Annotated in this window: 19 protein-coding genes and 2 pseudogenes; 10 read left to right on the plus strand and 11 right to left on the minus strand. The window is 69.7% G+C overall.

Annotation, left to right across the window (positions count from 1 at the left end):
* Window positions 1-443: 443 nt before the first annotated feature.
* The 5 genes from FCI23_RS26610 (at window position 444) to sbnA (ending at window position 9,726) form a co-directional block, all read left to right on the plus strand.
* On the plus strand, window positions 444-3,074 hold the full coding sequence (locus FCI23_RS26610; RefSeq protein ID WP_136726459.1) for a Pls/PosA family non-ribosomal peptide synthetase: 2,631 nt from the start codon (window positions 444-446) through the stop codon (window positions 3,072-3,074).
* Entirely contained in the window at window positions 3,062-6,325 is a 3,264-nt protein-coding gene (locus tag FCI23_RS26615; protein WP_136726460.1) for a non-ribosomal peptide synthetase, read from the plus strand. The genes FCI23_RS26610 and FCI23_RS26615 overlap by 13 nt, the downstream gene beginning before the upstream one ends.
* A gap of 23 nt (window positions 6,326-6,348) precedes the next feature.
* The gene (locus tag FCI23_RS26620; RefSeq protein ID WP_136726461.1) at window positions 6,349-7,356 is read left to right on the plus strand and encodes a TauD/TfdA family dioxygenase; all 1,008 of its coding nucleotides are present in this window, start codon (window positions 6,349-6,351) and stop codon (window positions 7,354-7,356) included.
* Entirely contained in the window at window positions 7,353-8,423 is a 1,071-nt protein-coding gene (sbnB, locus tag FCI23_RS26625; RefSeq protein ID WP_136726462.1) for a 2,3-diaminopropionate biosynthesis protein SbnB, read from the plus strand. The genes FCI23_RS26620 and sbnB overlap by 4 nt, the downstream gene beginning before the upstream one ends.
* Before the next feature lie 229 nt (window positions 8,424-8,652).
* Window positions 8,653-9,726: a 2,3-diaminopropionate biosynthesis protein SbnA gene (gene sbnA, locus FCI23_RS26630; RefSeq protein ID WP_136726463.1), complete on the plus strand. Its 1,074-nt coding sequence runs from the start codon at window positions 8,653-8,655 to the stop codon at window positions 9,724-9,726.
* A gap of 80 nt (window positions 9,727-9,806) precedes the next feature.
* On the opposite strand, the gene FCI23_RS26635 is transcribed toward sbnA, so the two are convergent.
* From FCI23_RS26635 to ribA, 3 genes are all read right to left on the minus strand, one after another.
* Complete coding sequence (locus FCI23_RS26635) at window positions 9,807-10,001, minus strand: hypothetical protein (RefSeq protein WP_136726464.1); 195 nt, start codon at window positions 9,999-10,001, stop codon at window positions 9,807-9,809.
* Window positions 10,002-10,360: 359 nt separating this feature from the next.
* A complete protein-coding gene (locus FCI23_RS56680) occupies window positions 10,361-10,870 on the minus strand; it encodes a polysaccharide pyruvyl transferase family protein (RefSeq protein WP_169316949.1) in 510 nt (169 codons plus the stop codon).
* Between the two features lie 280 nt (window positions 10,871-11,150).
* A complete protein-coding gene (ribA, locus tag FCI23_RS26645) occupies window positions 11,151-11,801 on the minus strand; it encodes a GTP cyclohydrolase II (protein WP_136726465.1) in 651 nt (216 codons plus the stop codon).
* Between the two features lie 207 nt (window positions 11,802-12,008).
* Between ribA and FCI23_RS26650 the strand changes: the two genes are divergently transcribed.
* The gene (locus FCI23_RS26650; protein ID WP_136726466.1) at window positions 12,009-12,752 is read left to right on the plus strand and encodes a creatininase family protein; all 744 of its coding nucleotides are present in this window, start codon (window positions 12,009-12,011) and stop codon (window positions 12,750-12,752) included.
* A gap of 127 nt (window positions 12,753-12,879) precedes the next feature.
* Window positions 12,880-13,848 (plus strand): RibD family protein, encoded by a 969-nt coding sequence (locus FCI23_RS60115; protein WP_136726467.1) that lies wholly within the window; start codon window positions 12,880-12,882, stop codon window positions 13,846-13,848.
* 3 nt (window positions 13,849-13,851) lie between these two features.
* Here FCI23_RS60115 and FCI23_RS26660 read toward each other — a convergent pair.
* The 5 genes and pseudogenes from FCI23_RS26660 to FCI23_RS26680 all read right to left on the minus strand — a co-directional run.
* Window positions 13,852-14,610 (minus strand): annotated as a pseudogene (locus tag FCI23_RS26660) (lysylphosphatidylglycerol synthase transmembrane domain-containing protein); the annotation flags it as partial.
* 71 nt (window positions 14,611-14,681) lie between these two features.
* Window positions 14,682-15,509, minus strand: a complete 828-nt coding sequence (locus FCI23_RS26665; RefSeq protein ID WP_136726503.1) for a class I SAM-dependent methyltransferase — start codon at window positions 15,507-15,509, stop codon at window positions 14,682-14,684.
* Between the two features lie 20 nt (window positions 15,510-15,529).
* Window positions 15,530-16,603, minus strand: coding sequence for a glycosyltransferase family 4 protein (locus FCI23_RS26670; RefSeq protein ID WP_136726502.1), 1,074 nt, complete (start codon window positions 16,601-16,603; stop codon window positions 15,530-15,532).
* A 26-nt stretch (window positions 16,604-16,629) separates the two neighbouring features.
* Entirely contained in the window at window positions 16,630-17,028 is a 399-nt protein-coding gene (locus FCI23_RS26675; protein ID WP_136726468.1) for a 6-pyruvoyl trahydropterin synthase family protein, read from the minus strand.
* Between the two features lie 89 nt (window positions 17,029-17,117).
* Window positions 17,118-18,095, minus strand: a complete 978-nt coding sequence (locus tag FCI23_RS26680; protein WP_136726469.1) for a zinc-dependent alcohol dehydrogenase — start codon at window positions 18,093-18,095, stop codon at window positions 17,118-17,120.
* 123 nt (window positions 18,096-18,218) lie between these two features.
* Between FCI23_RS26680 and FCI23_RS26685 the strand changes: the two genes are divergently transcribed.
* Window positions 18,219-19,070, plus strand: a complete 852-nt coding sequence (locus FCI23_RS26685; RefSeq protein WP_136726470.1) for a CDP-alcohol phosphatidyltransferase family protein — start codon at window positions 18,219-18,221, stop codon at window positions 19,068-19,070.
* Window positions 19,071-19,113: 43 nt separating this feature from the next.
* Entirely contained in the window at window positions 19,114-21,219 is a 2,106-nt protein-coding gene (locus tag FCI23_RS26690) for an alkaline phosphatase family protein (protein ID WP_169316950.1), read from the plus strand.
* A gap of 42 nt (window positions 21,220-21,261) precedes the next feature.
* Here FCI23_RS26690 and FCI23_RS26695 read toward each other — a convergent pair whose 3' ends face one another.
* The 3 genes and pseudogenes from FCI23_RS26695 to FCI23_RS26705 form a co-directional block, all read right to left on the minus strand.
* Complete coding sequence (locus tag FCI23_RS26695; protein WP_136726505.1) at window positions 21,262-22,851, minus strand: phospholipid carrier-dependent glycosyltransferase; 1,590 nt, start codon at window positions 22,849-22,851, stop codon at window positions 21,262-21,264.
* Window positions 22,852-23,475: 624 nt separating this feature from the next.
* Window positions 23,476-23,784 (minus strand): annotated as a pseudogene (locus FCI23_RS60120) (SPFH domain-containing protein); the annotation flags it as partial.
* 91 nt (window positions 23,785-23,875) lie between these two features.
* Window positions 23,876-24,394, minus strand: a complete 519-nt coding sequence (locus FCI23_RS26705) for a DUF2231 domain-containing protein (protein ID WP_136726472.1) — start codon at window positions 24,392-24,394, stop codon at window positions 23,876-23,878.
* Between the two features lie 286 nt (window positions 24,395-24,680).
* On the opposite strand from FCI23_RS26705, the gene FCI23_RS26710 reads away from it, so the two are divergent.
* Window positions 24,681-24,944 carry a hypothetical protein gene (locus FCI23_RS26710; RefSeq protein WP_136726473.1) on the plus strand — a complete coding sequence of 88 codons (264 nt, stop codon included), beginning with the start codon at window positions 24,681-24,683 and terminating at the stop codon, window positions 24,942-24,944.
* The last annotated feature ends 30 nt before the right edge of the window (window positions 24,945-24,974 follow it).

Genomic DNA, 24,974 nt, shown 5'->3' on the forward strand with positions numbered 1-24,974 from the left:
CGAGCTCAGTGCAATCCGGTATATGCAATTCTCGCCGAGCCGGCCGATCGCGCAACGACAACGCGGCGATCCACCGCAGAGTCCGGTTAGCTTTACTTGCGCGAGATGTCAAGCTGCGTAAATTGGTGACCGTTGTGCGCACCCAGCCCAGCTCGTTCTGAATGGGAGATCCTCGTGACGACTCATCACTCGAATCCCTGATGCGTTCGCACCAAGGACCGCGCCGTCGAGACCTGCTGCCGCGCCAAGGCGATCGAGTTCGAGTGGCATCCAGACGACGGACGGTGGAGACTAGGGGCAGAACGGCAAACGGTTCTATGACCAGATAAGAGCTCACGACCTCGTGGCTTCCGGATTACCCGCACCGGTCATCCCCGGAGCGGGAGGGCACCGGGTGCCGGCCGCACTGGCCGATGGTGTCGAAATTTCCCCAAGGAGCTCGCATGGTGGGAAAGTCTGTCGAGGCCCTGACGCCCGATCCGGACGAATCCTCAACCCTCAACGGCAGCTACGCCGGCCCGACGACCAGAACCGAGACAATCCTCGCGGAGATACTGGCCGGCATCGTGAGCGTCGAGCGAGTCTCGGTCGACAGCCACTTTTTTAATGAACTGGGTGCTGACTCCTTGGTGATGGCCCGTTTCTGTGCGCGGGTCAGGAAGCGGCCGGATCTGCCGTCGGTGTCAATGAAGGACGTCTACCGCTGTCCGACGATCAGAGACCTGGCGACGGCTCTCGCTGACGCCGCGCCCGCCCCTGGTGAGGCATCGGTTCCGGCGTCCGCCCCGGCGTCGAGCGAAATGACAGCACCGGCCGGCACGCTGGAGTACGTCCTCTGCGGAGCACTGCAGTTCCTGGTGTTCCTCGGCTATTCCTATCTGGCCGCAGTTGTCGCCACCCAAGGCTCCGACTGGATCTCCTCCGGCTCAGGTCTGACCGACATCTACCTGAGGTCGGTCCTGTTCGGCGGCGCGCTTTTCCTTGGCCTGTGCACTCTTCCGATCGTGGCGAAGTGGGTGCTCATCGGGCGGTGGAAGCCCCAGGAGATCCGCATCTGGAGTCTGGGGTATTTCCGCTTCTGGTGCGTCAAGACGCTGGTCCGCTCGAGCCCGCTGGTCCTGTTCGTCGGTTCGCCGCTCTACGTGCTCTATCTGAGGGCGCTGGGCGCGAAAGTCGGGCGTGGCGTCGCGATCTTCTCGCGGAACGTCCCCGTGTGCACCGACCTGCTCACCATCGGCGAGGGCACAGTCATCCGCAAGGACTCGTTCTTCGCCTGCTACCGAGCTCACGCCGGCCTGATCCAGACAGGCGCGGTCACTCTCGGGGAGGGCGTGTTCGTCGGCGAGGTGACGGTGCTCGACATCAGGACCTCGCTGGGCGACGGGGCCCAACTCGGCCATTCCTCCTCCCTGCACGCCGGACAGGCTGTGCCCGGCGGCGAACGGTGGCACGGGTCCCCCGCGCAGCCGGCCGGGGTTGACTACCGGATGGTCGGCCCGGCTGGCTGCGGCACCCTGCGCAGGGCCGCGTACGCCGGGGTGCAGTTGCTGAGTGCGCTGATTCTGTGGGTTCCGTTGATGGTCGGCGGCCTGATCATGCTGCTCGCCCAGATCCCGCAGTTCACCGCGCTCCTGGACGGGGGCCCGCTGGCTATCACGAGCCGGACGTTCTACCTCGACGCCCTGGTCGCCTCCTTCGTGCTCTTCTTCGGCTCTCTGGTCGTCGGCCTGCTCTTCGTCGTCACCGTCCCTCGCATGCTCAACCTCGCCATCAAGCCGGACAAGGTCTATCGCTTGTACGGTTTCCATTACGAGGTCCACCGGACGATCGCACGCATAACCAATAGAAAGTCCTTCAAAACCCTCTTCGGTGACAGCTCCTGCATCGTGCACTATCTGCGCCACCTCGGGTACGACCTTTCCCGGGTCGAGCAGACCGGGTCGAACTTCGGCACGGAGGTAAAGCACGAGAACCCGTACCTGAGTTCTATCGGCAGCGGAACAATGGTCGCTGACGGGCTGTCAATCATCAATGCCGACTTCTCGAGCACATCCTTCCGGGTGACCCGCGTTTCGATCGGGCCGCATAACTTCCTCGGAAACCACATCGCCTATCCCTCGCAGGGAAAGACAGGCGACAACTGCCTTCTCGCGACGAAGGTCATGGTTCCTGTCGACGGAGAAGTCCGGGAGGGTGTCGGACTTCTGGGATCCCCCAGCTTCGAGATTCCGCGATCGGTCGAGCGCGACAGCAAGTTCGACCACCTGAAGAACGGGGACGAGCTGCGCTGCCACCTCGGCGCCAAGAACAAGCACAATGCCGGAACCATGGGGTTCCACCTGCTGGTGCGATGGATCTATTTCTTCGGGCTGGTCCTGCTCGCTCAGGGTGCCGCGGACGTCTACGACTCGCTCGGCGCGTCGGTGATCGCGCTGGGCAACGTCTTTGCCCTCCTGTTCAGCGTCGTCTACTTCGTGCTGGTCGAACGTGCCGTCACCGGGTTTCGGGCCTTGAAGCCGCTTTACTGCTCGATCTACGATCCCTGCTTCTGGCGGCATGAACGCTACTGGAAGGTGGCTGCCGGCACGGAGCACATCCAGATCTTCAACGGCACCCCGTTCAAGAACATGATCTGGCGGCTGCTGGGTGTCCGGCTCGGCAGCAAGGTATTCGACGACGGCTGCTTTATGCCGGAGAGGACGCTCGCCACCATCGGGAACGGCTGCACGCTCAACGCGGGGACCGTGATCCAGTGCCACTCGCAGGAGGACGGCACCTTCAAGTCCGACCACAGCACGCTCGGGGCCGGCTGCACCCTCGGGGTCGGCGCCCTCGTCCACTACGGCGTGACGATGGGCGATGGCACGGTGCTCGCCCCCGACTCCTTTCTCATGAAAGGCGAGGAAATGCCGCCGCACGCGCGTTGGGGGGGAAACCCGGCCAGGGAGATGCGGGAGAACGCGGCCGATCCGCAGTTGGCCGAGACGGCGGCCACAACGACGGCACCGCCCTGGTCAGCGACGAGTAGCGCCGTGGCAATGGTGAGCGGAGGGAAGACCCGATGGGGATGCTAGCGGAGGCCGACCGGGAATTCTGGCGCGGTGTGCTCGTTGCCGGCGGGTTCACCGCGATCCCGCGATGGACCCTCAATCCGGTGGCTGGCGTGGTCGAGCACGAGACGGCCATCCCGGACGACCTCGTGGCAGCGTTGTGCCGGCTGGCGGACGAGCTGGCGGTGCCGCTCAGCTCGGTGCTGCTGGCCGCGCATGCGAAGGTGCTCGCCGCCCTGTCCGGCGAGCGCGACGTCGCGACCGGCTACGTCGCCGTGGAGGGCGGCCGTCCACTGCCCTGCCGGCTGACGACCGAACCCGGCTCCTGGCGGGCGTTGTTGCTGGACACCCATCGAACCGAGTCGGAACTGCTGTCGCACAGGGACTTCCCGGTCGGTGATCTCAGGCGCGAGCTGGGCCTGGCGGACCCGTCATTCGAGACCGTGTTCGATCCGAGCGGAAACGGCGGTGAGCCCGCCGAGGACACGGTGCTACAGGTGGGGATCTCGCAACACGGCGGCCGACGCGTGCTGCGGCTGCGGTACCGGACCGACGTGCTGGACGCGGACTGCGCCGCCAGGATCGCCGGCTACCACCTCACCGCGCTCGCGCTGATCGCCGCCGATCCGGATGCCGGGCACGGGCGGCAGAGCCTGCTCTCCGCCGAGGAACTCCACTTCCAGCTCGAAGGGCTCGCCGGACCGTGCCGGGAGCTGCCGGACCGCCGGTTCCACGAGCTGTTCGAGCAGCGGGTGACGGCACACCCGGACACCGTCGCGGCCGTGCACGGAGACCGGCAGTGGACCTACCGGGAGCTCAACGCGCGTGCCAACCGGCTGGGACGAGCCCTGTTGGCGCGGGGACTGCGCCGCGAAGGCGTCGTCGCGGTGGTGACCGAGCGCAATCTGGACTGGATGGCCGCCGTCATCGCCATCCTCAAGGCCGGTGGCGTGTATCTGCCCATCGAGCCGCATTTCCCGGCCGATCGCATAGCGACCACACTCTCCCGGGCCGAGTGCGGGCTCGTACTGACCGAACCCGGCAGCACCACCGCGCTCGACCAGGCCCTCGGCTCGCTGTCCGGGGTCCGGACGCTCTTCGTCGACACGGCCTACGAGGAGGACCACGCCGACGGCGATCTCGGCGTCGGCGTCGCGCCGGACCAGCTCGCCTACATCTACTTCACCTCCGGCTCCACCGGTGAGCCCAAGGGTGCGATGTGCGAGCACGCGGGCATGCTCAACCACCTCTACGCCAAGATCGACGACTTGGAGATCGGCGAGGGCCAGGTGGTCGCCCAGACCGCACCCCAGTGCTTCGACATCTCACTGTGGCAACTGGTCTCCGCGCTCCTGGTCGGTGGGCAGACCCTGCTGGTCGAGCAGGAGGTGATCCTGGACGTCCAACGGTTCGTCGACCGGATCGTTGACGGCCGGGTGGCGGTGCTCCAGGTCGTGCCGTCGTACCTCGAGGTCGTACTGTCCTATCTGGAACAGCAGCCCCGCGAACTGCCGGACCTACGGTGTGTGTCGGTCACCGGCGAGGCGCTGAAGAAGGAGCTCACGCAGCGCTGGTTCGCGGCCGAACCCAAGATCAAGCTGGTCAACGCCTATGGGCTGACCGAGACTTCGGACGACACCAATCACGAGGTCATGGACCTGGTGCCGGGCGGGGAACGGGTCCCTCTCGGCCCTCCCGTCAACAATGTGCACGTCTACGTCGTCGACGAGCACCTGTCCCCGGTGCCGCTCGGCGCCCCCGGTGCGATCGTCTTCTCCGGGGTCTGCGTCGGCCGCGGCTACGTCAACGACCCCGAGCGCACCCGGCTGGCCTTCATGGCCGATCCGCATCGCGAGGGCCAGCGGCTCTACCGGGGCGGCGACTACGGCCGCTGGCAGCCGGAGGGCAAGCTGGAGTTCCTCGGCCGGGCCGATACCCAGGTCAAGATCCGTGGCTTCCGGATCGAGACCGGCGAGATCGAGCACACCCTGTTGCGCGTGCCCGGTGTCCGCGACGGTGCGGTGGTGGTCACCGAGCGGCCGGGCCGGAGCAAGCGCCTGGTGGCCTTCTACTCGGGCCCGCAGCCGCTGGAGGCCGACGTCCTGCGGGACCAGCTGGGTGAGTCGCTGCCCGAATACATGGTCCCGTCGGCCTTCCACTGGCGGGAAAGTCTGCCGCTGACCGCCAACAGCAAGACCGACATGAAGACGCTGACGGCACTCGCCGAGGAACTCGACGGCAGTGACGTCACTGAACAGGACTACCACGCACCGAGTACGCCGGCCGAGCAGCGGCTGGCGGCCGCCTGGGCGAAGGTGCTCGGCATCGCGCAGGACCGGATCGACCGACGGGACCACTTCTTCGACCGGGGCGGCACGTCACTGTCGGCAGTGAAGCTGGCGATCGCCCTGAACCGCGCGGTGTCCCTCAAGGACGTCACCCGTCACCCGGTCCTCGCCGATCAGGCCCGGCTGGTCGACGGCAGGTCCGAGCAGTCCTCCGGGCTGCTGCAGCCACTGTCGGAACCGGACGGTGCGCGTGCCGGTGCCCTGGTGTGCTTCCCCTACGCCGGCGGCAACGCGGTGAACTTCAAGCCGATGGCCAGGGCACTGCGGGGCAGCGGGCCGGCGGTCCACGCCGTCGAGCTGCCCGGTCACGACCTGGCCGCCGTGAACGAGCCGTTCGCGTCGATGGCACAGGTGGTCGAGCAGGTCGTCGCCGAGATCACCCGGCGTGGCCTGACCAGGGTCCTGCTGTGGGGTCACTCCTCGGGCACCGCGTACGCCGTCGAGACGGCCAGGAAGCTGCAGGAGCGCGGGGTGGAGGTCCAGCGGGTGTTCCTCGGCGCGCAGCTGCTGGGTGACGCCACCGGCCGGCGCGCCGCCATCGCCGGGCTGACCGGGCGGAGCGATGCCGAGATCGCCGCGGAGCTGAGCGCGGACGGCGGCTACACCGAGCTCGGTGAGCTGGACCCGCAGCATGCCGAGCATGTCGGTGCCGCCTACCGGCACGACTGCGTGTCCGCGCACCGCTATTTCGCCGAGGCCCTGGACAACCCGCCGGCCGTCAAGCTCTCCGCACCGGTCACCGTGGTCGTTGCCGCCGACGACCCGCGCACGGCGCAGTACCCGCGCCGGCACCGCGACTGGCAGCTCCTGGCCGAGCACGTCGAGCTGCACGAGCTCGCCGACGGCGGCCACTACTTCCCGCGCACCCGTCCGGCCGGGGCGGCACAGGCCGTGCTGCGCGCCGCCCAATTGCCGGCTTTTCCCTGAGTGGCAACTGAAAGGAGATCGAGATGTCATCCTCTTCATCCCCGGCATCGTTGCTCGATATGGACCTGCGACCCGGCGCGCCCCCGGTGCTGCGCGCCGAGGCCACCGGCGACGCGCCGAGCTGGGCGGCCGAGCACCGGGACGCGCTGCGCGCCCTCGTCGCCGAGCACGGCTGCGTCCTGGTCCGCGGCCTCGGGCTGCGCGACGCGGCCGGGACCGGTGCCGTCTTCTCGGAGCTGGCCACCGGTCTGATGACCGAGAAGGAGGCCTTCGCGCCCCGGCGGACCTACTCCGACGGCGTGTACTCCTCAACGAAGTGGCCGCCGAACCAGCCGATGTGCATGCACCACGAACTGAGCTACACGCTGGAGTTCCCCGGCCTGATGCTGTTCGCGTGCATCAGCGCGCCCACCGACGGCGGGGCGACCGCGGTGGCCGACTCGCCGGCCGTGCTCGACGCGCTGCCCACCGAGCTGGTCCAGCGGTTCGAGCGCGAGGGCTGGCTGCTCACCCGCAACTACAACGACGAGATCGGAGCGTCCTTCGCCGAGGCGTTCGGCACCGAGGACCGTGGCGCCGTCGAGAGCTACTGTCGCGCCAACGCGATCGAGTTCGAGTGGCAACCGGACGGGGCCTTGCGCACCAGGCAGCGCCGCAGCGCCGTGGTACGTCACCTGGGCACCGGCCGGCGCTGCTGGTTCAACCAGATCGCGTTCCTCAACGAGTGGACGCTGGCCCCCGAGGTGCACGAGTACCTGGTGGACGTCTACGGCGCCGAGGGGCTGCCGTTCAACACCCGCTTCGGCGACGGCGACCCGATCGGCGAGGAGGTCGTGCAGCTCCTCAACAGCGTCTACGAGTCCAACACCGCCCGCGAGCCATGGCAGACCGGCGACCTGATGCTGGTCGACAACATACGCACCGCGCACAGCAGGGAGCCCTTCGAGGGGCCGCGCGAAGTGCTCGTCGCGATGGCCGACGGGGTGCGCCTGGCCGACTGCTCGCCGACCGTCGAGGTGACCGCCGGATGACCACCGTCCGTTCCACCGCAACAGAGCCCGCGATGTCCGGGCCGATCACCGTGCCACCGTTCGCGGTGATCTCCGGTGCCCAGGTCCAGCAAGCGCTGCAGGGCCGCGAGAAAGAGATCGTGGAGCTGGTCAAGGCCACCTACCGGCTGCACAGCGCCGGTGATTCGGTGAACCCGCCGTCCTACTTCCTGCGTTTCCCCGACCGCCCGTCCGCCCGGATCATCGCGTTGCCGGCCTCGATCGGCGGCCAGGTGCGGGTGGACGGCCTGAAGTGGATCTCCAGTTTCCCGGAGAATGTGGCGGCCGGCATCCCGCGGGCCTCGGCCGTGCTGATCCTCAACGACCATGACACCGGCTACCCGTTCGCCTGCCTGGAGAGCTCGATCATCAGCGCCACCAGGACGGCCGCGATGGCGGCTCTGGCCGCCGACCGGCTCAGCCGCGGCCGGCGGCGCCCGCCGCGCGTCGGGTTCTTCGGGGTGGGCCTGATCGCCCGTTACATCCACACCTTCCTGGCCGGCACCGGCTGGTCGTTCGACGAGATCGGCGTGCACGACCTGTCCGCCGGCAACGCGGCCGGCTTCCGCGGCTACCTGGAGGAGTCGGACACCGCCGCCCGGATCACCGTGTACGACAGCGCCGAGCAGCTGATCCGCTCCAGCGACCTGGTGGTCTTCGCCACCGTCGCCGGTCAGCCGCATGTCAGCGACCTGTCGTGGTTCGAACACAACCCATTGGTGCTGCATGTGTCGCTGCGCGACCTCGCGCCGGAGATCCTGCTCGCCTCGAGCAACATCGTCGACGACATCGAGCACTGCCTGAAGGCCAACACCTCACCGCATCTGGCCGAACAGCTCACGGGCAACCGGGACTTCCTGCACGGCACGTTGGACGACGTGATAGCCGGGCGGGTGACGGTACCGGCGGACCGGCCGCTGGTGTTCTCGCCCTTCGGCCTCGGAGTGCTCGACCTCGCGGCCGGCAAGTACGTCTACGACGAGGTCGTCCGCTCCGGAGAATTGCACGTCGTCGACGACTTCTTCCATGAGCTGAGCCGCTACGGATGAGCGGCTTGAACCCCGATGCCCGATGCAAGGAGGCTTATGCAGCAATGCTCCCGGGAAAGATCACAAGTGAAGTCGCCGCAGGTCAGCAGTGCACGACACCGCAACCACTGACGCAGGGATCCTCCGTCCGGCCTGGTTGGACACAGGGCCTCACCCAGAAAAGCGTGAAGCCCATCACGACCGGATGGAAAAGCTCCGAACTTGCTCTGCTGCAGACAAGGAGGCCATCGTGCCGGTCATATCTGTTCCCCATGCCTTCAACGAGGAGCAGCTCTACGTCGACCTTCGGTCGATCTTCGGGCACTCACTCTTCCTGAAGTGTGAAGGCTTCAACTTCGCCGGCTCGGTGAAGCTGAAAGCCGCGACCGAGATGGTGGAGGCCGCCGAGCGGGACGGAGTCCTGACGCCGGGGTCGGTCCTGGTCGAGTCCTCGTCCGGAAACCTGGGCGTGGCACTGAGCGTGATCGCTGCGAGCAAGGGCTACCGGTTCCTGTGCGTGACGGACGCCCGCTGCAACCTGTCGACCAGGCTGCTGATGGGGGCGTTGGGCAGCCAGGTGCACATCATCTCCGAGCTCGATACGAGCGGCAGCTCCCTCGGGGCGCGGATCGACTACGTCCGCGCACTGTGTGCCTCCGACGACCGGTACGTGTGGCTCGGCCAGTACACCAATCCAGGCAACTGGAAGGCGCACTACCGCAAGACGGCGCCGGAGATCGCCCGCCAGTTCCCGCGCGTGGACGTACTGTTCGTCGGCGCGGGCACCACCGGGACCCTGATGGGCTGCGCCCGCTACTTCCGGGAGTGGCACCGGCCGGTACGGATCGTCGCGGTGGACAGCGTCGGCTCCGTGACCTTCGGCGGTGCGCCGGGCCGTCGGATGATTCCCGGACTCGGCATGAGCGTCCATCCGCCGCTGCTCGACGAGTCCTATGTGGACGAGGTGATCCACGTCGAGGAGGCGGACACCATCCGTGCCTGCCATCGTCTGGCCAGACGCGGATTCCTGTTCGGCGGCTCCACCGGCACGGTGGTCAGCGGCGCGATGGGCTGGCTGGCCCGGCATGAAACGCGTGACCTCACCTCGGTGGCCATCGCCCCGGACCTCGGCGAGCGCTACCTCGAGACCATCTACCAGACCAACTGGCTGCAGGATCTCTACGGCGAAGAAGTGCTCAGCCCCAACGCACCGACCGCCGGTCCCTGGGCAGCCCGCCCCGCCGCACCGACACGGTCACCAGGCCGGCGAAACGGCAACCGCGGTGGTGAGCAGCGCCCCCAGCACCAGGATCGCGAAGCCTAGGGCCGCGTTGATCGCTTTGCCGGAAGTCACGCCGGCATGCCCCTCGCCCTGTTCAGGGGCGAGGGGTAGGGGCGCGAAGATCAAGCATCGGCGATGTCTGCCTTCGCCGCGCTGAGCATGTTCCCGGGGATGACGACCAGCCGCTCGTCCGGGGCGAGAGCCACGCCCTCCGGCAGTTGAGGGCGGTAGGCGGCCGTGAGATCCCTGCCGATCACCGCGATGTCGCCGTTGTCGAGCTGCCAGATGTCCGGGTCGGCCTCCCAGGCACGGGCCATGTTCTGCCTCCACTCGACTTGATCGCACGCACGTGCGGCGGCTACACAGTGTACGCGCGGCGGCACCTGGAGCAATGGGACGGACGGGTCCGTCGCGATCGACGCCGGGAGGACCGGGCGGCTGCGGGGCGGCGCCGGCGAACTCACTACCGGTAGGCGGCGGGCAGACGCTGTTGCAACGGGCGCCGAGCGCCTCGGCGTAGCCGGCCGCCCGAGTCCGCCGGCCCGCGCCGGTGCGCTCACGGTGGTACGGGGCGAAAGTGGCGCACAGTGCGAGCAGCCCGGCGATGCTGTCGGCCAGTGCCGGCACCGCGTCGGGCGTAGCCTCGGCGCCCTCGGCCGTCTGCGCTCGGGACGGCTCATGCGGTCCGTGCCCCCGCCATTTGACGCGCACGCGCCAGGGCTTCGGCGGGGGTGTGGGCGAGGCGGGCGGTGGGCCAGTGCGCGATCCAGGTGTCGCGGAGGTCGGTGAGCTTGCCGTGCCAGTCGGGTAGGGCGACGTGCGGGAGTCCGAGCAGGAGGCTGAGCAGGTGGCCGTGGAGTCGGTCGGTGACGACCGCGCGGCCGGCGGCGAGCAGGCGGCAGCCACGGGCCAGTTGGAGCCCGGCCAGCCGGTCATAGGTGGCGGTGCGGGCGCGGGGATCATGGACGGACAGTTTGTACGACCGCTCGGCGGCGGCCCGGTCGGCGTGCCAACGGGGGTCGGCGCCCTCCTCGGCCGTCCAGTCGGTGACCAGTACGCCGGGGCCCGTAACTGCCCAGCGGGAAACCGTCCTCGGGGAAGTCGCGCCGCACGGCCGGCTCGGGCGCCTGCACCATCGTCCCGTCGGCCCGGCCGACGATGGTGTGCCGAAGGGGGTCCCAGCCATTCCATGAATTGACCCGCACCGTCAAGGTTCACGCCTTTCATCCGGTCCCAGGGCGATCATCGTCGGTCGCCGCCCTTCGGGGGAAGCACCCGCGAGGGGCGCGGCGACGCACTGCGGGCGCACGTCAGGGCACCTGGAAGCGGATGACGGAGGAGGCAGGCGGCCCCGGTCGGCCCCGGGACCGCGCGGGCGCCACCGCGCTCCCGGCCGGATGGAGTGCGCGGTGAGCCGTTCGCTCGATCACCTCGATGGCGCCGACCCGGTCATGTGCGTCTCAAACTCATTCGCCCGCGTCGTCCAAGTGCGGCAGGTGGTGGCCCAGTCGCTCCCGCTTGGTCCGCAGGTAGCGAATGTTCTCCTCGTGTGGCGGTATCAGCAGCGGAACCTGTTCCGTGATTTTGATGCCGTGCCGCAGCAGCGCCTCACGCTTGCGCGGGTTGTTCGACAGCAGTCGCACTGATTGCACATCGAGGTCGTGGAGGATCTCCGCAGCCACCCCGTAGTCGCGGGCGTCCGCCGGGAGTCCGAGGGCGAGATTCGCCTCGACGGTATCCAGTCCCTCCGTCTGGAGCTTCATCGCCTGAAGCTTGGCCAGCAGACCGATCCCCCGCCCCTCGTGCCCCCGGAGGTAGACGAGAATGCCGCGCCCTTCCTCCGCGATGGCGCCCAGGGCCGCGGACAGTTGATCGCCGCACTCGCAATGCATGGACCCGAAGGCATCTCCCGTCAGGCACTCCGAATGCACGCGGGCAAGCGCCCCTTCTCCTGTGATATCGCCGTATACCAGCGCTATTTGTTCATGCCCGCTATTGAGATCCAAGTAGCCGACGGCGAGGAAAACGCCGTACACGGTGGGTAGCCGGACATTCACCACTCGCTCGACACCTGCCAGACGAGTATCACCGTCGAACATGCCGTCACGTTCTTTCATGAGCCGACCCTATCCGCTCTACTCAGGCATGGTGCCCGGAATGACGAAGGAGCGTCAACTGGCGGACGGTTGATCAGGTTGGGTGGGTGCGCCCGCCGTTGCCGCGTACCCTGCTCCTATGCGCACCCACCCACGTAATGTCCGTCTGCGTGCTCCCGCATTCAGTCCGTGCCGCGGACTCATCCCGAAGAACGAAAGGCCGGAATCATGAACGGTTCGGGAACGCGACAGACGGCCTCCGGCCTGCTGCCGCTGGACACCACCGAGGATGTGAGGGCTGGTCGGGCCGGTGTCGCCGTGCTTCCCATCGGCAGCTTCGAGCAACACGGCGCGTTTCTTCCGCTGGTGACCGACACGGTCATCGCCTGCGCCATCGCCCGGGAGGTCGCCGCCGCGTATCCGGTCCACCACCTCCCTCCGATAACGATCTCTTGCTCGCACGAGCACGCGGCTTGGCCGGGAACCGTCAGCATTTCCGCCGCAACCCTCAATGCGGTCGTGCGGGACATCGCCGACTCGCTGCGCCGGTCCGGTATAGGTGCCCTGGTTCTGGTCAACGGGCACGGCGGCAATTACGTGCTGCGCAACGTGGTTCAGGAGTCCGCCGGCAGCGGTACCCGCATGGCACTATTCCCGGGCTCGGCGGACTGGGACGCGGCGCGGAACAGGGCCGGTGTGCAGACCCGGTCGCACAGCGACATGCACGCGGGAGAAGTGGAGACATCCATCCTGCTGCATGCGCATCCGGAACTGGTCCGCCCCGGTTATGAAACCTCCGATTGCACCGCCGACGACCGGAAGCATCTGCTCACCCTCGGTATGCATGCCTACACGGAGTCCGGCGTCATCGGCCGCCCGTCAATGGCATCCGCGGTAAAGGGAAAGGAACTGCTGGCCGGCCTGGTGGATTCCTTCGGTGAGTACCTCTCACTCCTCGCTCCGGAAACGTGAACTCTCCCTGCCTGTCAGTTTCGAGTGAGCCTTGTGCGGCCACCCGGTGACAGAATCCGTGCGGTAGACAGAGGCGAGTAATCCGACGGCTCCCGGCCGTCGGCAACGACCATGACGAAAGGTACCCATGACCCAATGGACCGGCTCCGGCGTACTGGATGCGGCGGAGGCATGGGAGCGGCTGCGCGGCATCCGGTCCGCCACGGACGCGGAAGCCGCCGGGCTGGTCCGGGGCGCGGACGGCGGACGGCGATGGGGGCAGGACGCCTCGCCCGAGGCGGTGCTGCTCGCGGACCGCTATCTGCCGCTGTGCCTGGCCGGCCCGCGCCTGGCGTTCGCCCAGCTCGGGCAGAGCCTGGACGGTTTCATCGCGACCCGTACCGGCGACGCCGACTACGTCACCGGCGAGGAGGACCGCCGCCATCTGCATCGCCTGCGCGCGCTCGCCGACGCGGTGGTTGTCGGGGCCGGCACCGCCGTCGCGGACGACCCCCAGCTGACGGTGCGCGCCTGCGCGGGGACCAACCCGGTGCGCGTCGTCCTCGATCCGCGCGGCCGGGTACCGCTTCGGCACCGGGTGTTCACGGATGGGTCAGCACCCACTCTGTGGGTGGTGGGCGCTGCCGGTGAGCGTGGGCTGCCGGTCGTTCCCGACGGCCTCGGGCACGGCGTCGGCGGCAGCGGCGGCGTGGACGTACTGGTCCTGCCGGACGACGGGGCGTTCGCCCCCCGGCCGCTGCTGCGGGCGCTCGCGCGCCGTGGCCTGGGCCGGGTGCTGATCGAGGGCGGCGGCATAACCGTGTCGCGTTTTCTCCATGAGCGGGCGCTGCACCGGCTCTACGTCACCGTGGCACCGGTCCTGCTCGGCGACGGTGTCCCCGGGCTGCGCTTCACCGGTCCGCAGGTGATGCGGGACGCTCTGCGTCCGCCGATGCGACGCGCCGCCCTCGGAGAGGACACGCTCTTCGACATCGATCTGGGAACGCCGCAGCCCGGCGAACCACTGGCCGGCGAGCGGCCCGATACCGGGCAGGCCGGCGGCGAAGGCGAGCACCCCGTACACCACGGCGACGGTCAGTCCCTGGGCCGCCCCTAGCCCCGCCGCGCCGAAGGCCCACGCGGTGACGCCTTCCCTGGGCCCCCAGCCGCCGACGTTCAGCGGCAGCCCCATCGCGAGCAGCGCCAGCACCGCCAGGGGCATCAACTGGGCCATCGGTGCGGAGGATCCGGCCACCCGGGCGGCGAGCAGGAACGTGGCGAGATGCCCCGCCAGCACCGCTACGGACGAGATCAGCACCCCCGGCAGACTCCGGCGGGTGAGCAGCCCGGCCCGCGCCTCGGCCAGCGCGGCGCGGGCCGCTCGGCGCCACCGCGATGCGCCGGGCCGGCCGCGGAGCCGGACGGCGGCCGCGGCCACGAGAGCGCAGACCGCGGCGGAGGCCAGTGCGGCGCCTGGTGTCGCGGGGAGGCGATGGGCCAGGTGCCCGGCCTCCGCCAGGGCCGGGGACGGCTCGGCGAGCAGGACGACCGCGCCGACCGCGATGAGGACCACCTGACCCGCTGTCCGTTCCAGGAACACCGCGCGCACGCCCCGGCCGATGTCACCGGCGTGCTGCCCGTGCCGTACCGCGCGGTGCACGTCGCCGAGGACGCCGCCGGGCAGCACGGCGTTCAGGAACAGTGCGCGGTAGTAGTCGGCGACGGCCCGGCGCAGTGGCAGCCGGATGTTCAGGGCCCGGGCCACCAGGCACCAGCGCCAGGCGCTGAACACGGTCGTCAGCAGGCCGAGACCGACAGCGGCCAGGAGGGAGGTGCCGTCGATCCTGCGCAGCCCGTCCAGGAAGGCGCCGGAGCCCATCCGCCACAGCAGCAGCACGAGGATGCCCGCTCCGGCGAGCGTGCCGAGGCGGGACCGGATCGCCCGGCCGGTCACGGGGTCCCGCCCGTCGGCAGCGGCAGCGCCAGCAGATCGCTGTGGTGCACCACCGCCCGCAACTCGTTCCCCGCGCAAGCCGCCAGGCGGCGCCGCAGATACGCCTCGGCGCGCGGTGCGAGGTCCGGCCGCTGCTCGCAGGCCGCGCCGACCCAGCCGCCTAGCCACTCCGCCGTCAACGCGGACTCCGCGGCGCCGAGCCGCCACGGGCTGGCGTACGTCCGTACCGTCATGCCATGCCACCTGAAGGCTTCGGAGGCCATCCGCGCCGCGTCGGGGCCCAGCAGGCGACGGCCGTGATCGCTGCGGCCCTGGTGGGCGTTGAAGGCGTCGGCGATCTCGGTGTCCAGCGGGTCGGCCGGGGTCAGTTCGACCCGTCCCACCACGGAGAGTGCCAGCAGCGCCGGGCATCCGGCTCCGGCGCAGGCCATGGCGAGCCGCTCCAGCTCGTCGCGGGTGAGCAGGTCCAGCAGGGCGGAGGCGGTCACCAGAGAAGTGCCGGCAAGGCTGCCCTCGGTCAGCCGGGTGATGTCACCGTGTTCCGTCGCGACTGTGACGGGGCTGCCGTCGGCGGCCGACCTGGGCGCCCGCGCGGCGGCCAGGTCGAGCAGACCGGGATCGCGGTCGTGGAGGATCCAGCGCTGCGGGCCGTTCAGCCGGGGTGCGAGCCAGCGCGCCATGGAGCCGGTGCCGCAGCCGAGATCGCGGATCACCAGCGGGTTCGCGGTCAGGAAACCGCTGAGCGGCTCCAGGACCTCGGGCGCCCGGGCGGCGGCGTCGGCGCCCTCTCTCAGTTCCAGCCACTCCGGGGCGTACCGGGGCATTTCTGTCGCATCTGCGGTGCTCACGCGGCCCTCCGGAGTTGTTCCCGCCGGAGTTGCTCCAGCGCGCCGGCCAGGTTCAGCGATGTCGTCTCCCAGCCGTCCAGCACGGCGCGTCGTCGGCTTGCGGCTGCCTTCAACCGACGGCGCAGGTCCGGCTCGTCGAGCCAGCGGCGGAGCGCCGCCGTGAGGGCCGCCGGGTCGTCCGGCGGTACGAGGAGGCCCGGCACGGTGCCGTCGGGCGCCCGCCCGGCCGCCTCCGGGAGTCCGCCCACCGCCGTCACCAGCACCGGTATGCCCCGCGCGAGCGCCTCGGTCACGGCCATGCCATATGTCTCGGCGTACGAAGGGAGCACCATGAGATCGGCGCCGGCATAGCTCGCGTCCAGCTCCGCACCGGCCTGCGGGCCGAGCAGGCGTACCCGGTCGCCGAGCCCGTACTCCTCGATCAGCTCCCGGACCCGGCCGACGTAGTCGGGGGCCTGGCGCAGCCCGCCGGCGAAAGTGCAGCTCCAATTCAGGTCGGTGACGGCTGCCAGCGCCTCCACCAGCCGGTGCTGGCCTTTGCGCGGGGTGACGGCGGCGACGCACAGCAGTCGTGAGGCGCCGTCGGTGCCGGGCGTCTCGGGCACGATGTCGGCGCCCGGGGCGGCGACGTGGATCCTGCCTGGAGCGAGCCCGTGGTGCGCCGCGAGCCTGAGGGCAGCCCAGCGGCTGGTCGCCACGACCGCCGGCACGGCGCGCAGGGTCTTGCGTTCCAGGACGTCCAGATCCGCCGCCCGGCCGGGGGCGAGCCCCATCTCCTCGCCCAGCGGCAGATGCACCAGCACCGCCAGGCGCAGCCGTTCGGCTTCGGGGACGACGATGTAGGGGACGGCGCAGGCGACGAGTCCGTCGAGAAGGACGACGCTGCCGTCCGCCAAGCCGGCCAGTATCCGGCTCAGTTCAGCGCGAGCGGCGGCCCCGGGCTGCGGCCAGGTGCCCGCGACGGCGTGTTCGTGGACCTGCCAGCCGACGTCGGGCAGTTCGCGGCAGACCCGGCGGTCGTAGGTGTTGCCGCCGCTGGGGGCGGCGGGGTCATGGACGTCACCGGGCATGATGAAGTGCACCGGGTGCCCGGCCGTCACAGGCTACGCTCGTAACTCGCCCAGGCGACGTGCGACTCGTGCAGGGTGACCGTGATGCCGGCCAGGCCGCGTGCGCCTTCGCCCAGTGTCCCGGCCCGGACCCGGTCGGCGAGCCGGTCCGCGATGACCTTGGCGAGGAACTCCGTCGAGGTGTTGATGCCGGCGAAGTCGGGTTCGTCGTCGAGATTACGGTAGTTGAGCTCGCTGACGAGAGCGCCGAGTTCCTGGGTGGCCAGTCCGATGTCGACAACGATGTTGTCAGCGTCCAGTTCGGCCCGGCGGAAGGTGGCGTCCACGATGAATGTCGCTCCATGCAACCGCTGCGCGGGGCCGAAGACCTCGCCGCGGAAGCTGTGAGCGACCATCAGGTGATCGCGGACGGTGATGCTGAACAACGGATGACCCTCCTGGCGTGGCACGTCTGTCCTGGGACGGAGCGACATCGGGTAGTACGGCCGGGCCGTCGCCCTTGTTCATTTTTTGTTCAAGCCCCGTACAGGACACGGTGGCACAGGCCCGGGAGGTCGCCGGCGGCGATCCTGGGCAGCACCTCCGGCAGCTCCTCGAAGGCGCAGGTGCCGGTGACCAGCGCGTCGAAGGCGGGATCGGCGAGCAGACCGAGCGCCAGCGCGAGCCGGTCGGCGAAGGTCCGGCGGGAGCGCCGGGCCGGGGACACCGCCCCCACCTGGCTGCTGCGCAGGATCAGCCGGCGGGAGTGGAACGCCTCCCCCAGCGGCAGACTGATCCGCCGGTCGCCGTACCAGCTCATTTCCAGCACCGTCCCCTCCGGGGCGAGGAGTTCCAGTGAGCGCGCGAGTCCGTCCTCGGTGGCGCTGGCGTGGACGACAAGGTCGCAGTCGTCGGCCGCGTCCCCCGGGAGGGTGAAGTCGACGCCGAGCGCCCTGGCGATGCCGGCGCGCGCGGGATCCGCGTCGACCAGCTGGACCCGGACAGCGGGATACCGGGCCAGCAGGGCAGCGACGCAGGCGCCGACCATACCGCCGCCGACCACGGCGATCCGGTCGCCGATCATCGGTGCGGCGTCCCACAGGGCGTTCACCGCGGTCTCCACCGTCCCGGCGAGCACGGCCCGCTCGGCGGGGACGGTGTCCGGCACCGGTGTCACGGCGCTCGCCGGGACGATGTACCGGGTCTGGTGCGGGTAGAGGCAGAAGACCGTACGGCCGAGGAGGTGCGGTGGTCCTTCCTCGACGAGTCCGACGTTGAGATAGCCGTACTTGACGGGCCCGGGGAAGTCGCCATCCTGGAACGGCGCCCGCATCGAGCTGTGCTGGCTCTCCGGTACGCCGCCACGGAAGACGAGGGTCTCCGTGCCACGGCTCACCCCGGAGCAGAGTGTGCGCACCATGACCTCGCCGTCGGCGGGCTCCGGCAGGAGAAGGTCCCGTATCTCGCCGTGGCCGGGAGAGCGGAGCCAGAAGGCGCGGGCGGCGCGCTTCATCGGCGTCCTCCTGAAAAGTCGGGCTGAACGGTCGGGCGGCGCTTCACGTTCTCTTCATCACGAAGCCGTGCACACCGTACGCGGCTCAACATCGACTCTGCCACCCAGCCGAAAGGGTGCACTGTGGCCCTGAGCAACACGTACGACACGAGGCTGCTGAGACTGCGGCAGGAGACAGCCGCGGGAGCAGGCGCCCAGATCCTCCTGGTGGTCCTGCTCGGCACGGCGATCGGTCTTGGGCCGGCCGGGTGGCTGACCGGCCTGGCGTTCGCGCTCGCCACCTGGGCCATCCTCACCCACGCCCTGTCCCGGTCGTGGCCCCGGCCTCCGTCCTTCGGACCGGCCAACCGGGTCACGCTGGCCCGGGCCATCCTCGTCGGGGGCGTTACCACCCTGGTCGCGGACTCCTTCGAGAGCCCGCCATCGGTCGCGGTCCTGGTGGCCCTCGCCACGGTCGCGCTGATCCTCGACGCGGTCGACGGCCAGGTCGCCCGGCGTACCGGGACAGCGACCCTCCTGGGGGCGCGCTTCGACATGGAGGTCGATGCCGTCCTCATCCTGGTGCTCAGCGTCTACGTCGCCGTACCGCTGGGCGCGTGGGTGCTGTTGATCGGCGTCATGCGGTACGTCTTCGTGGCGGCGGCCCGGGTACTGCCGTGGCTGCGCGGCCCGCTGCCTCCGAGCACGGCTCGCAAGGCGGTGGCCGCGCTGCAGGGGATCGTGCTGCTCGTGGCCGGCGCCGGGATCATCCCGCGCCCGGCGGCGTTCGCGGCGGTCCTCCTGGCGCTGGCCCTGCTCGTCTGGTCCTTCGGGCGCGACATCAGGTGGCTCTGGCGCGTCAGGGCGCATGTCGCGCAGAATCCGCCATCCGGTTCATCCCACCGGGGTACTTTTCCCGTGCCGGTGAACCTGGGGATTGAACTGACGCCGTCGCAGAGCCGTACAGATAACGGTGGCCCGACCTCCCGAGTCTGATCCACCATCCCACCACCATGCTTCGCACGGAAGGACCGTCGGGTTGTCGCTCTCCAGGAGTTCCGATCAGCTGCCGAAAACGGACGAGACAAACACACAGGAGGGCCCGACGGCGGACGCTCTCCCGCAGTACACGCCGGACGACACCGCCGAGGGCCAGAACACCGTCACAAGTGATGGCAGCGGAGTTCCCCAGGACGCCACCGCGGGTGCCACCACCGGCGACCACCCGGACGACACCGACGGCGTGCGCGACGACGACGCCGGCGAGGAACCAGGCAATCACCTGCCCGGCAACCACCTGGAGGCGGACGTCGAAGGCGGCGCCACGGCAAGTGATGGCAAGGCCGCCCGTGCGGACACCGCCGCAGGTGACGCCACCAGTGACGCCACCAGTGACGAACCACCGGGCCAGCCAGCCACCGGCGGTGGCTGGCGGGACAAACACCCGGGTGCCGCGCGGGCCGTGTCATCGGGGACCACCACGCTGGCCACTGTGCTGGTGCTCTTCGCCCTCCTCATGCCGAACCGGCTCGAGCTCCTCACACTCAGCAGGTTCATCCGCATCCCGGTGGAGGGGATCCTCGTCGCCGCCCTGCTGCTGATCCTGCCGCCGAGGCCGCGGCGGGTGGTGGCGGTGGTCTCCGGCCTGATCCTTGGTCTGCTGACCATCCTCAACTGCGTGGACATGGGCTTCTACTCGGTCCTCAGCCGTCCGTTCGACCCGGTGCTCGACTGGACTCTGTTCGGCGACGGCGAGTCGTTCCTGAAGGACTCGATCGGACAGGCGGGCACGATCGGTGCCGTGATCGGGCTCGCGGTCCTCGTCATCGCCGTGCTCGTCCTCATGGTGCTGACGGTCGTCCGGCTGAGCAACCTCATGGTCCGGCACCGGGCCACGGCGACCCGTACCACCGTGATGTTCGGCACCGTCTGGATGACCTGCGCGACGCTCGGTGTGCAGTTCTTCGCCGGCATGCCGATCGCTTCCAGAAGCGCCACCCAGCGCGTCCAGGACCGTGCGGACCGGGTGAGCACGACCCTGAAGGACGAGAAAGTGTTCGCCAAGCAGGCCGCCCACGACGCCTTCGCCAAGACCCCGGCCAGCCAGCTGCTGACCGGGCTGCGTGGCAAGGACGTCATCTTCACCTTCATCGAGAGCTACGGCCGCAGCGCGGTCGAGGACCCGGCGATGGCGCCGGGGGTCGACGCGGTGCTCACGAAGCAGACCACAGCACTGAAGAAGGCCGGGTTCGCCACCCGCAGCGGCTGGCTCACCTCGCCGGTGACGGGCGCGGGCAGCTGGCTGGCGCACACCACCTTCCTGTCCGGGCTGTGGGTGCAGAACCAGCAGCGCTACCGCAACGTCACCTCCAGCAACCGCCTGACCCTCACCAGTGCCTTCAAGCAGACCGGCGCCTGGCAGACGGTCGGCATGATGCCGGGCGTCACGCGGGCCTGGCCGGAGGGGAAGTTCTTCGGCCTCAACAAGGTCTACGACTCAAGGAACATGGGCTACACGGGCCCGAAGTTCAGCTGGTCGCCGGTGCCGGACCAGTACACCCTGAAGGCCTTCGAGCAGCTGTCGTACGGCAAGAAGAACCGAGGGCCGCTGATGGCCGAGATCGTCCTCGCCACCAGCCACAACCCCTGGTCGCCGCTGCCCTACACAATCGGCTGGAACCAGGTCGGTAACGGTTCGGTCTACACCGCGCAGAAGAAGCAGGGCACAGACCCCGAGCAGGTCTGGAAGAGCGCGGCCAGCGTGCGCCACGAGTACGGGAAGGCCATCCAGTACTCGGTGACCAACCTGACCGACTTCATGATGAAATACGCCAACAAGAACACCGTGCTCGTCTTCCTCGGCGACCACCAGCCCGTCACGACCGTAACCGGCAGCATCACCGCCAGTCGTGACGTGCCGGTCGCGATCGTCGCCCACGACAAGTCCGTGCTCGACAAGATCTCCAGCTGGGGCTGGACGGACAGCCTCCAGCCCGCCCATAACGCCCCGGTCTGGCGGATGGACACCTTCCGCAACCGCTTCCTGACCGCGTACGGTCCGCAGGCGGCCTCCACGCCGTCCGCGTCCCCGTCAACGTCCGCGTCCGTGTCACCGTCAACGTCCTCGTCGGTCAAGTCCAAGTAACCGCTCGCCGGGCATAGCACGGTCCGTCAGCCGCGGTCCGTGCTACGCCCGGCGGAAGATCGTGATCGAGCGGCCGACCTCGTCGACCGGCCGGCTGCCGTCGAGCAGCGCCGCCAACCGGCCCTCGGCAACGGTGACTGAACGGCCCTCGGACTTGGCGATCGAGGAGTCCGACACGACGAGCAGCCCGTGGACCTCGCTCGCAGGCACCGTGAGCGGGTCGGCCGCGTCGATGCCGTAGTAGGACGGCACCCCGCTGCCCCTGTAGACCAGCCACACCTTCTGGCCCTGGTACCGCTCCCGGAGGCGGTCGGCCAGCCGCCCCAGGTCCTGGCCCCAGTCGACGTTCGAGTCGTGCAGGCGCAGATGGGTCTTCGACGGCCCGCCGAAGGCCTCGTTGGAGTACGGCAGGTAGTACGGGTACGTACTCAGCGAGCTGACCGCGACGAACAGAACCAGCACCGCCGTCACGACGTGTACCCACCGCCGTCGGACCGCGACCACACCGGCCGCCACGACCGCCAGGAACATCGGCACGAAGAGGGCGTACCGCACACCGAGGTTGCGGGACCCGGTCATCGCCGAGGCCAGCAGCACTGCCGTGGGGACGAGTACATACGGTGCCGCGGGCCGCAGCCGGGGAACCTTCACCATCGTGACGGCACCGGCCAGCCACAGCGCGAGCATGCCGAGCGGCGTCTTCACCAGCAGCGCGGCCGGCAGGTAATACCACAGCGAACCGACGTAGTGGCGGCCGAACAGGAAGCTTTCCCACCTCCCGCCCTCGAAGCCGAACTGGATGCGCATCCCGTCCAGGTAGGGCTGCGGGAACGGCAGCCAGCCGACGGCAAGCCCGCGCAGCCCGTGAGCGGCCGGCAGGTCCGCGGGCGGCGCCCAGCGCAGCCGCGGGTCGACGGCGAAGTAGGCGGCCCACACGACGACGACCACGACCAGCGCCATGACGGCGGCGCCCACCACGCCGAGCGCGAGCAGCCGCGCCTTCCCGCGCGTGCCGGTCTCGTCCGTCCGGCGGGCGTGCCAGACCGACAGGACGGCCAGGAGCATCAGCACCGGAACCGCCGGCAGCGCGCTCATCTTCGTGGCCACGGCCGCGCCGAGCGCCAGCCCGGCGAGCGGGAGATAGAGGAACGGCCGCAGCCGCGCCCGCCACAGCAGCCAGACCGACGTCAGCAGGAAGCCGGCCTCCGGCACGTCGAGCGTGGCCAGCGACCCGTGGGTGATGAGGTCGGGCGAGAACGCGTACAGGGCGAGTGCCACCAAGGCGCGTCCGGGCCCGACGAGATCACCGGCGAACGCCAGGACGACCAGCCCGAACAGCAGCGTCAGCACGATCACCGGCAGCCGTGCCAGCAGCATCAGCAGCCACGGATCGTTGCCCGATTCGTACAGCACATGCTGCCCGAGCGCCGTCTGGTCGCCGACGAAGGTGCGGTCGAGATACGGGTGTGCGAACACCAGCCCGGTCGCGATGATCAGTTTGCCCAGCGGCGGATGCTCAGGGTTGTAGCGCAGGCTGTGCTGCTGCACGTAGACCACCGCCGTGCCCACGTACACGGGCTCGTCGATGGTCGGGGTCTGTTCCACGGCCGTCGTGACCATGGCGACCGCCATCTCGGCGAGGAGCGCGACCACGACGAGCACAAACAGCCACTGCCGGTGCCGCCGCAGCACTTCGAATCGTCCCGACGGCTTCCCGACAGACTCGGTAAGACTGTTGATGACGCCCGCCGACCGCACAGCAACAGACCCTACTCAGGTTGAACCGGCGGTGTCCCTCGGTCGGTGACATTGCGGCGCGCGCGGCAAGCGAGCGCCTAGGGCCTGTCCGGCGGATCATGGCCGGGCCCGCGGCGTCCGGCACGGCACCTCGCTGCGTTGCCGGCTGCGCCCCATGGGCCCCCGGCGCGGCCGGGCCCGGACAGCTCCGCTATCAGGACGCTCCGGCGCCTTGCGCTGCACCGCACCGGACGCCGCGGCCTATCCGACCCTGATCCGCCGGACAGGCCCTGGCCCGGCACAGCGTCGCCCGGCTCGCCCGCGCCCTTGGCGACCCGCACATCCCCAGCCCCTCCGCCGGCGGCATTCCGGGCGGCAAGTTGCTCCAGCCGCTCGATCGTGCCGTGGCGGCGCGCCTGCCGCATCCCGTATTGGGCGAACAGTCCGTTCATCACCATCATCAGGTTCTTGAAGGGCGGCGCGGTGAAGCCCCTGGACGTGTGCCGGGCGTAGACCGGCGCGCCAGATCCCGGTGTCGGGGTCGACGCTGAAGTCGAGCCGGGCGGCGGCGGTGGCCGGCTCGGTGATCCGGAAGGTGACCGTGGCCTGCACGGTGACGTCCTGGAAGTCGACGGTGCGGGCGTGGAAGAGCATGGCCAGCTCGCGGTCGTCGACGGGCACCTCGGAGAGGGCAGCGACGAGCGGCCGGAACCAGAAGGCGAGCCCGGCGCCGTCGCGGGCGACCTGGCCGCGGCGCAGGTGGCGGATGTGCGAGGTAGGTGCCGCGCGCAGGTGCCGCAGCCCGAAGCGTTTGCTGATGTCGGCCACGGAGGCCCCCTTGTCGTCAGGAAGACAATAAGGGGGCCGATGGTTATCGTCGAGATGACGATATTTGCCGGCCGGCCGCCGGCCTCGTCCGTCAGCCGCCGTGGTTGCTCGTGGCCGTCTTGGAATAGGCGTCGTGCCAGGCGGCCTTGGCGCCCGAGTCTCCGATCCGGTAGACGTCCACCACCGCGCCGATCGCGACGGCGAGCGAAAGGACCGTGATCACACCCCGGACCAGTACCGAGGGCGACCATGCGGCGCCCGACGAGCCGCCCGGGGCGGGCGCCGAGCGGCGGGCCGTCCACCACACGACGGCCGAGATCACGAAGAGGCCGAGGGCCCACGGCAGCAGGCCGTCGCCGAGTTGCGCGTGCGCGCGCACCAGCGGGTCGCGCCCTACGTGTGATTCCAGCCATTCACCCGCGTGCGTGGCCACCGGCACACTCGCCAATGTCACGAACGCCAGGATCGGCAGCAGGAGACCCAGCCGCCGGGCGCTCCCGGGCCAGATGGCGCACGCCACGAGCGCCAAAGCGGTCAGGGGGACGAGCACAATCACGAAGTGCACGAACAGGACGTGCGCGGGCAGTCCGTTGATGACGGTGAGGTTCATGAAGGGCTTCTCTGTTTGGGGGGGCTGGCCCACCGCGTCCGCGCGGAAAAGACGCGATCTCCTGGAGGCGCGGACGGCAGCGTGGGGCGGTGCGCGTCCGGGCCCGTGGGGGCACCAAGTGATCCGTCATCCGGAGGCACGAACTACGGAAGGCGAGAACCTATTCAGCGTCTCACACGAACCTCTCAGTTACGTCTGAGCCTCACGAGCACCACTGGCTCCGGGGTCAGCTATCGGCCGGATGGGCCGCGGTCGGCTCATTCTTGAGCCAGGCCAGGGGTTCGGCGTGAAAAGCGTCGACCTTGGCGGGCTGGTCGTCTCCGAGGAGGTTGCTGCCGACCGGGCATCCGCGGCGGGATCCTGCGGGCCGGCGCGGAACGCGGTGAGGCCGGCCCTGCGACGGTCACCGCCCGGATCGCGGCCGTGGGCCTACCGGCTGCTGGTCTCCCAGCACATGGCAGGCGGCACCATCCCCGAACACGAGATCGCGGCAGTCGTGCGCGAAGTTCTGCTGCCCCTCACCGCCCCGCGCCGGGGGACGCACCACTGAGCCGGCGCGCTCTACGCCGCTGCCGGCGCC

The organism is Actinacidiphila oryziradicis, assembly GCF_005047355.1.
GTDB classification, from domain to species: domain Bacteria; phylum Actinomycetota; class Actinomycetes; order Streptomycetales; family Streptomycetaceae; genus Actinacidiphila; species Actinacidiphila oryziradicis.

Bases quoted from the DNA above. Each gene is read 5' to 3' on its own strand.
- FCI23_RS56680 (WP_169316949.1), bottom strand. From the start codon at position 10,870: ATGGCTGGGACCCCCTTCGGCACACCATCGTCGGCCGGGCCGACGGGA.
- FCI23_RS26615 (WP_136726460.1), top strand. From the start codon at position 3,062: ATGGGGATGCTAGCGGAGGCCGACCGGGAATTCTGGCGCGGTGTGCTC.
- ribA (WP_136726465.1), bottom strand. From the start codon at position 11,801: ATGAAAGAACGTGACGGCATGTTCGACGGTGATACTCGTCTGGCAGGT.
- FCI23_RS26635 (WP_136726464.1), bottom strand. From the start codon at position 10,001: ATGGCCCGTGCCTGGGAGGCCGACCCGGACATCTGGCAGCTCGACAAC.
- FCI23_RS26665 (WP_136726503.1), bottom strand. From the start codon at position 15,509: ATGCCCCGGTACGCCCCGGAGTGGCTGGAACTGAGAGAGGGCGCCGAC.
- FCI23_RS26620 (WP_136726461.1), top strand. From the start codon at position 6,349: ATGTCATCCTCTTCATCCCCGGCATCGTTGCTCGATATGGACCTGCGA.
- FCI23_RS26650 (WP_136726466.1), top strand. From the start codon at position 12,009: ATGAACGGTTCGGGAACGCGACAGACGGCCTCCGGCCTGCTGCCGCTG.
- sbnB (WP_136726462.1), top strand. From the start codon at position 7,353: ATGACCACCGTCCGTTCCACCGCAACAGAGCCCGCGATGTCCGGGCCG.
- FCI23_RS26610 (WP_136726459.1), top strand. From the start codon at position 444: ATGGTGGGAAAGTCTGTCGAGGCCCTGACGCCCGATCCGGACGAATCC.
- FCI23_RS26705 (WP_136726472.1), bottom strand. From the start codon at position 24,394: ATGAACCTCACCGTCATCAACGGACTGCCCGCGCACGTCCTGTTCGTG.
- FCI23_RS26695 (WP_136726505.1), bottom strand. From the start codon at position 22,851: ATGGCGGTCGCCATGGTCACGACGGCCGTGGAACAGACCCCGACCATC.
- FCI23_RS26670 (WP_136726502.1), bottom strand. From the start codon at position 16,603: ATGCCCGGTGACGTCCATGACCCCGCCGCCCCCAGCGGCGGCAACACC.
- FCI23_RS26680 (WP_136726469.1), bottom strand. From the start codon at position 18,095: ATGAAGCGCGCCGCCCGCGCCTTCTGGCTCCGCTCTCCCGGCCACGGC.
- FCI23_RS60115 (WP_136726467.1), top strand. From the start codon at position 12,880: ATGACCCAATGGACCGGCTCCGGCGTACTGGATGCGGCGGAGGCATGG.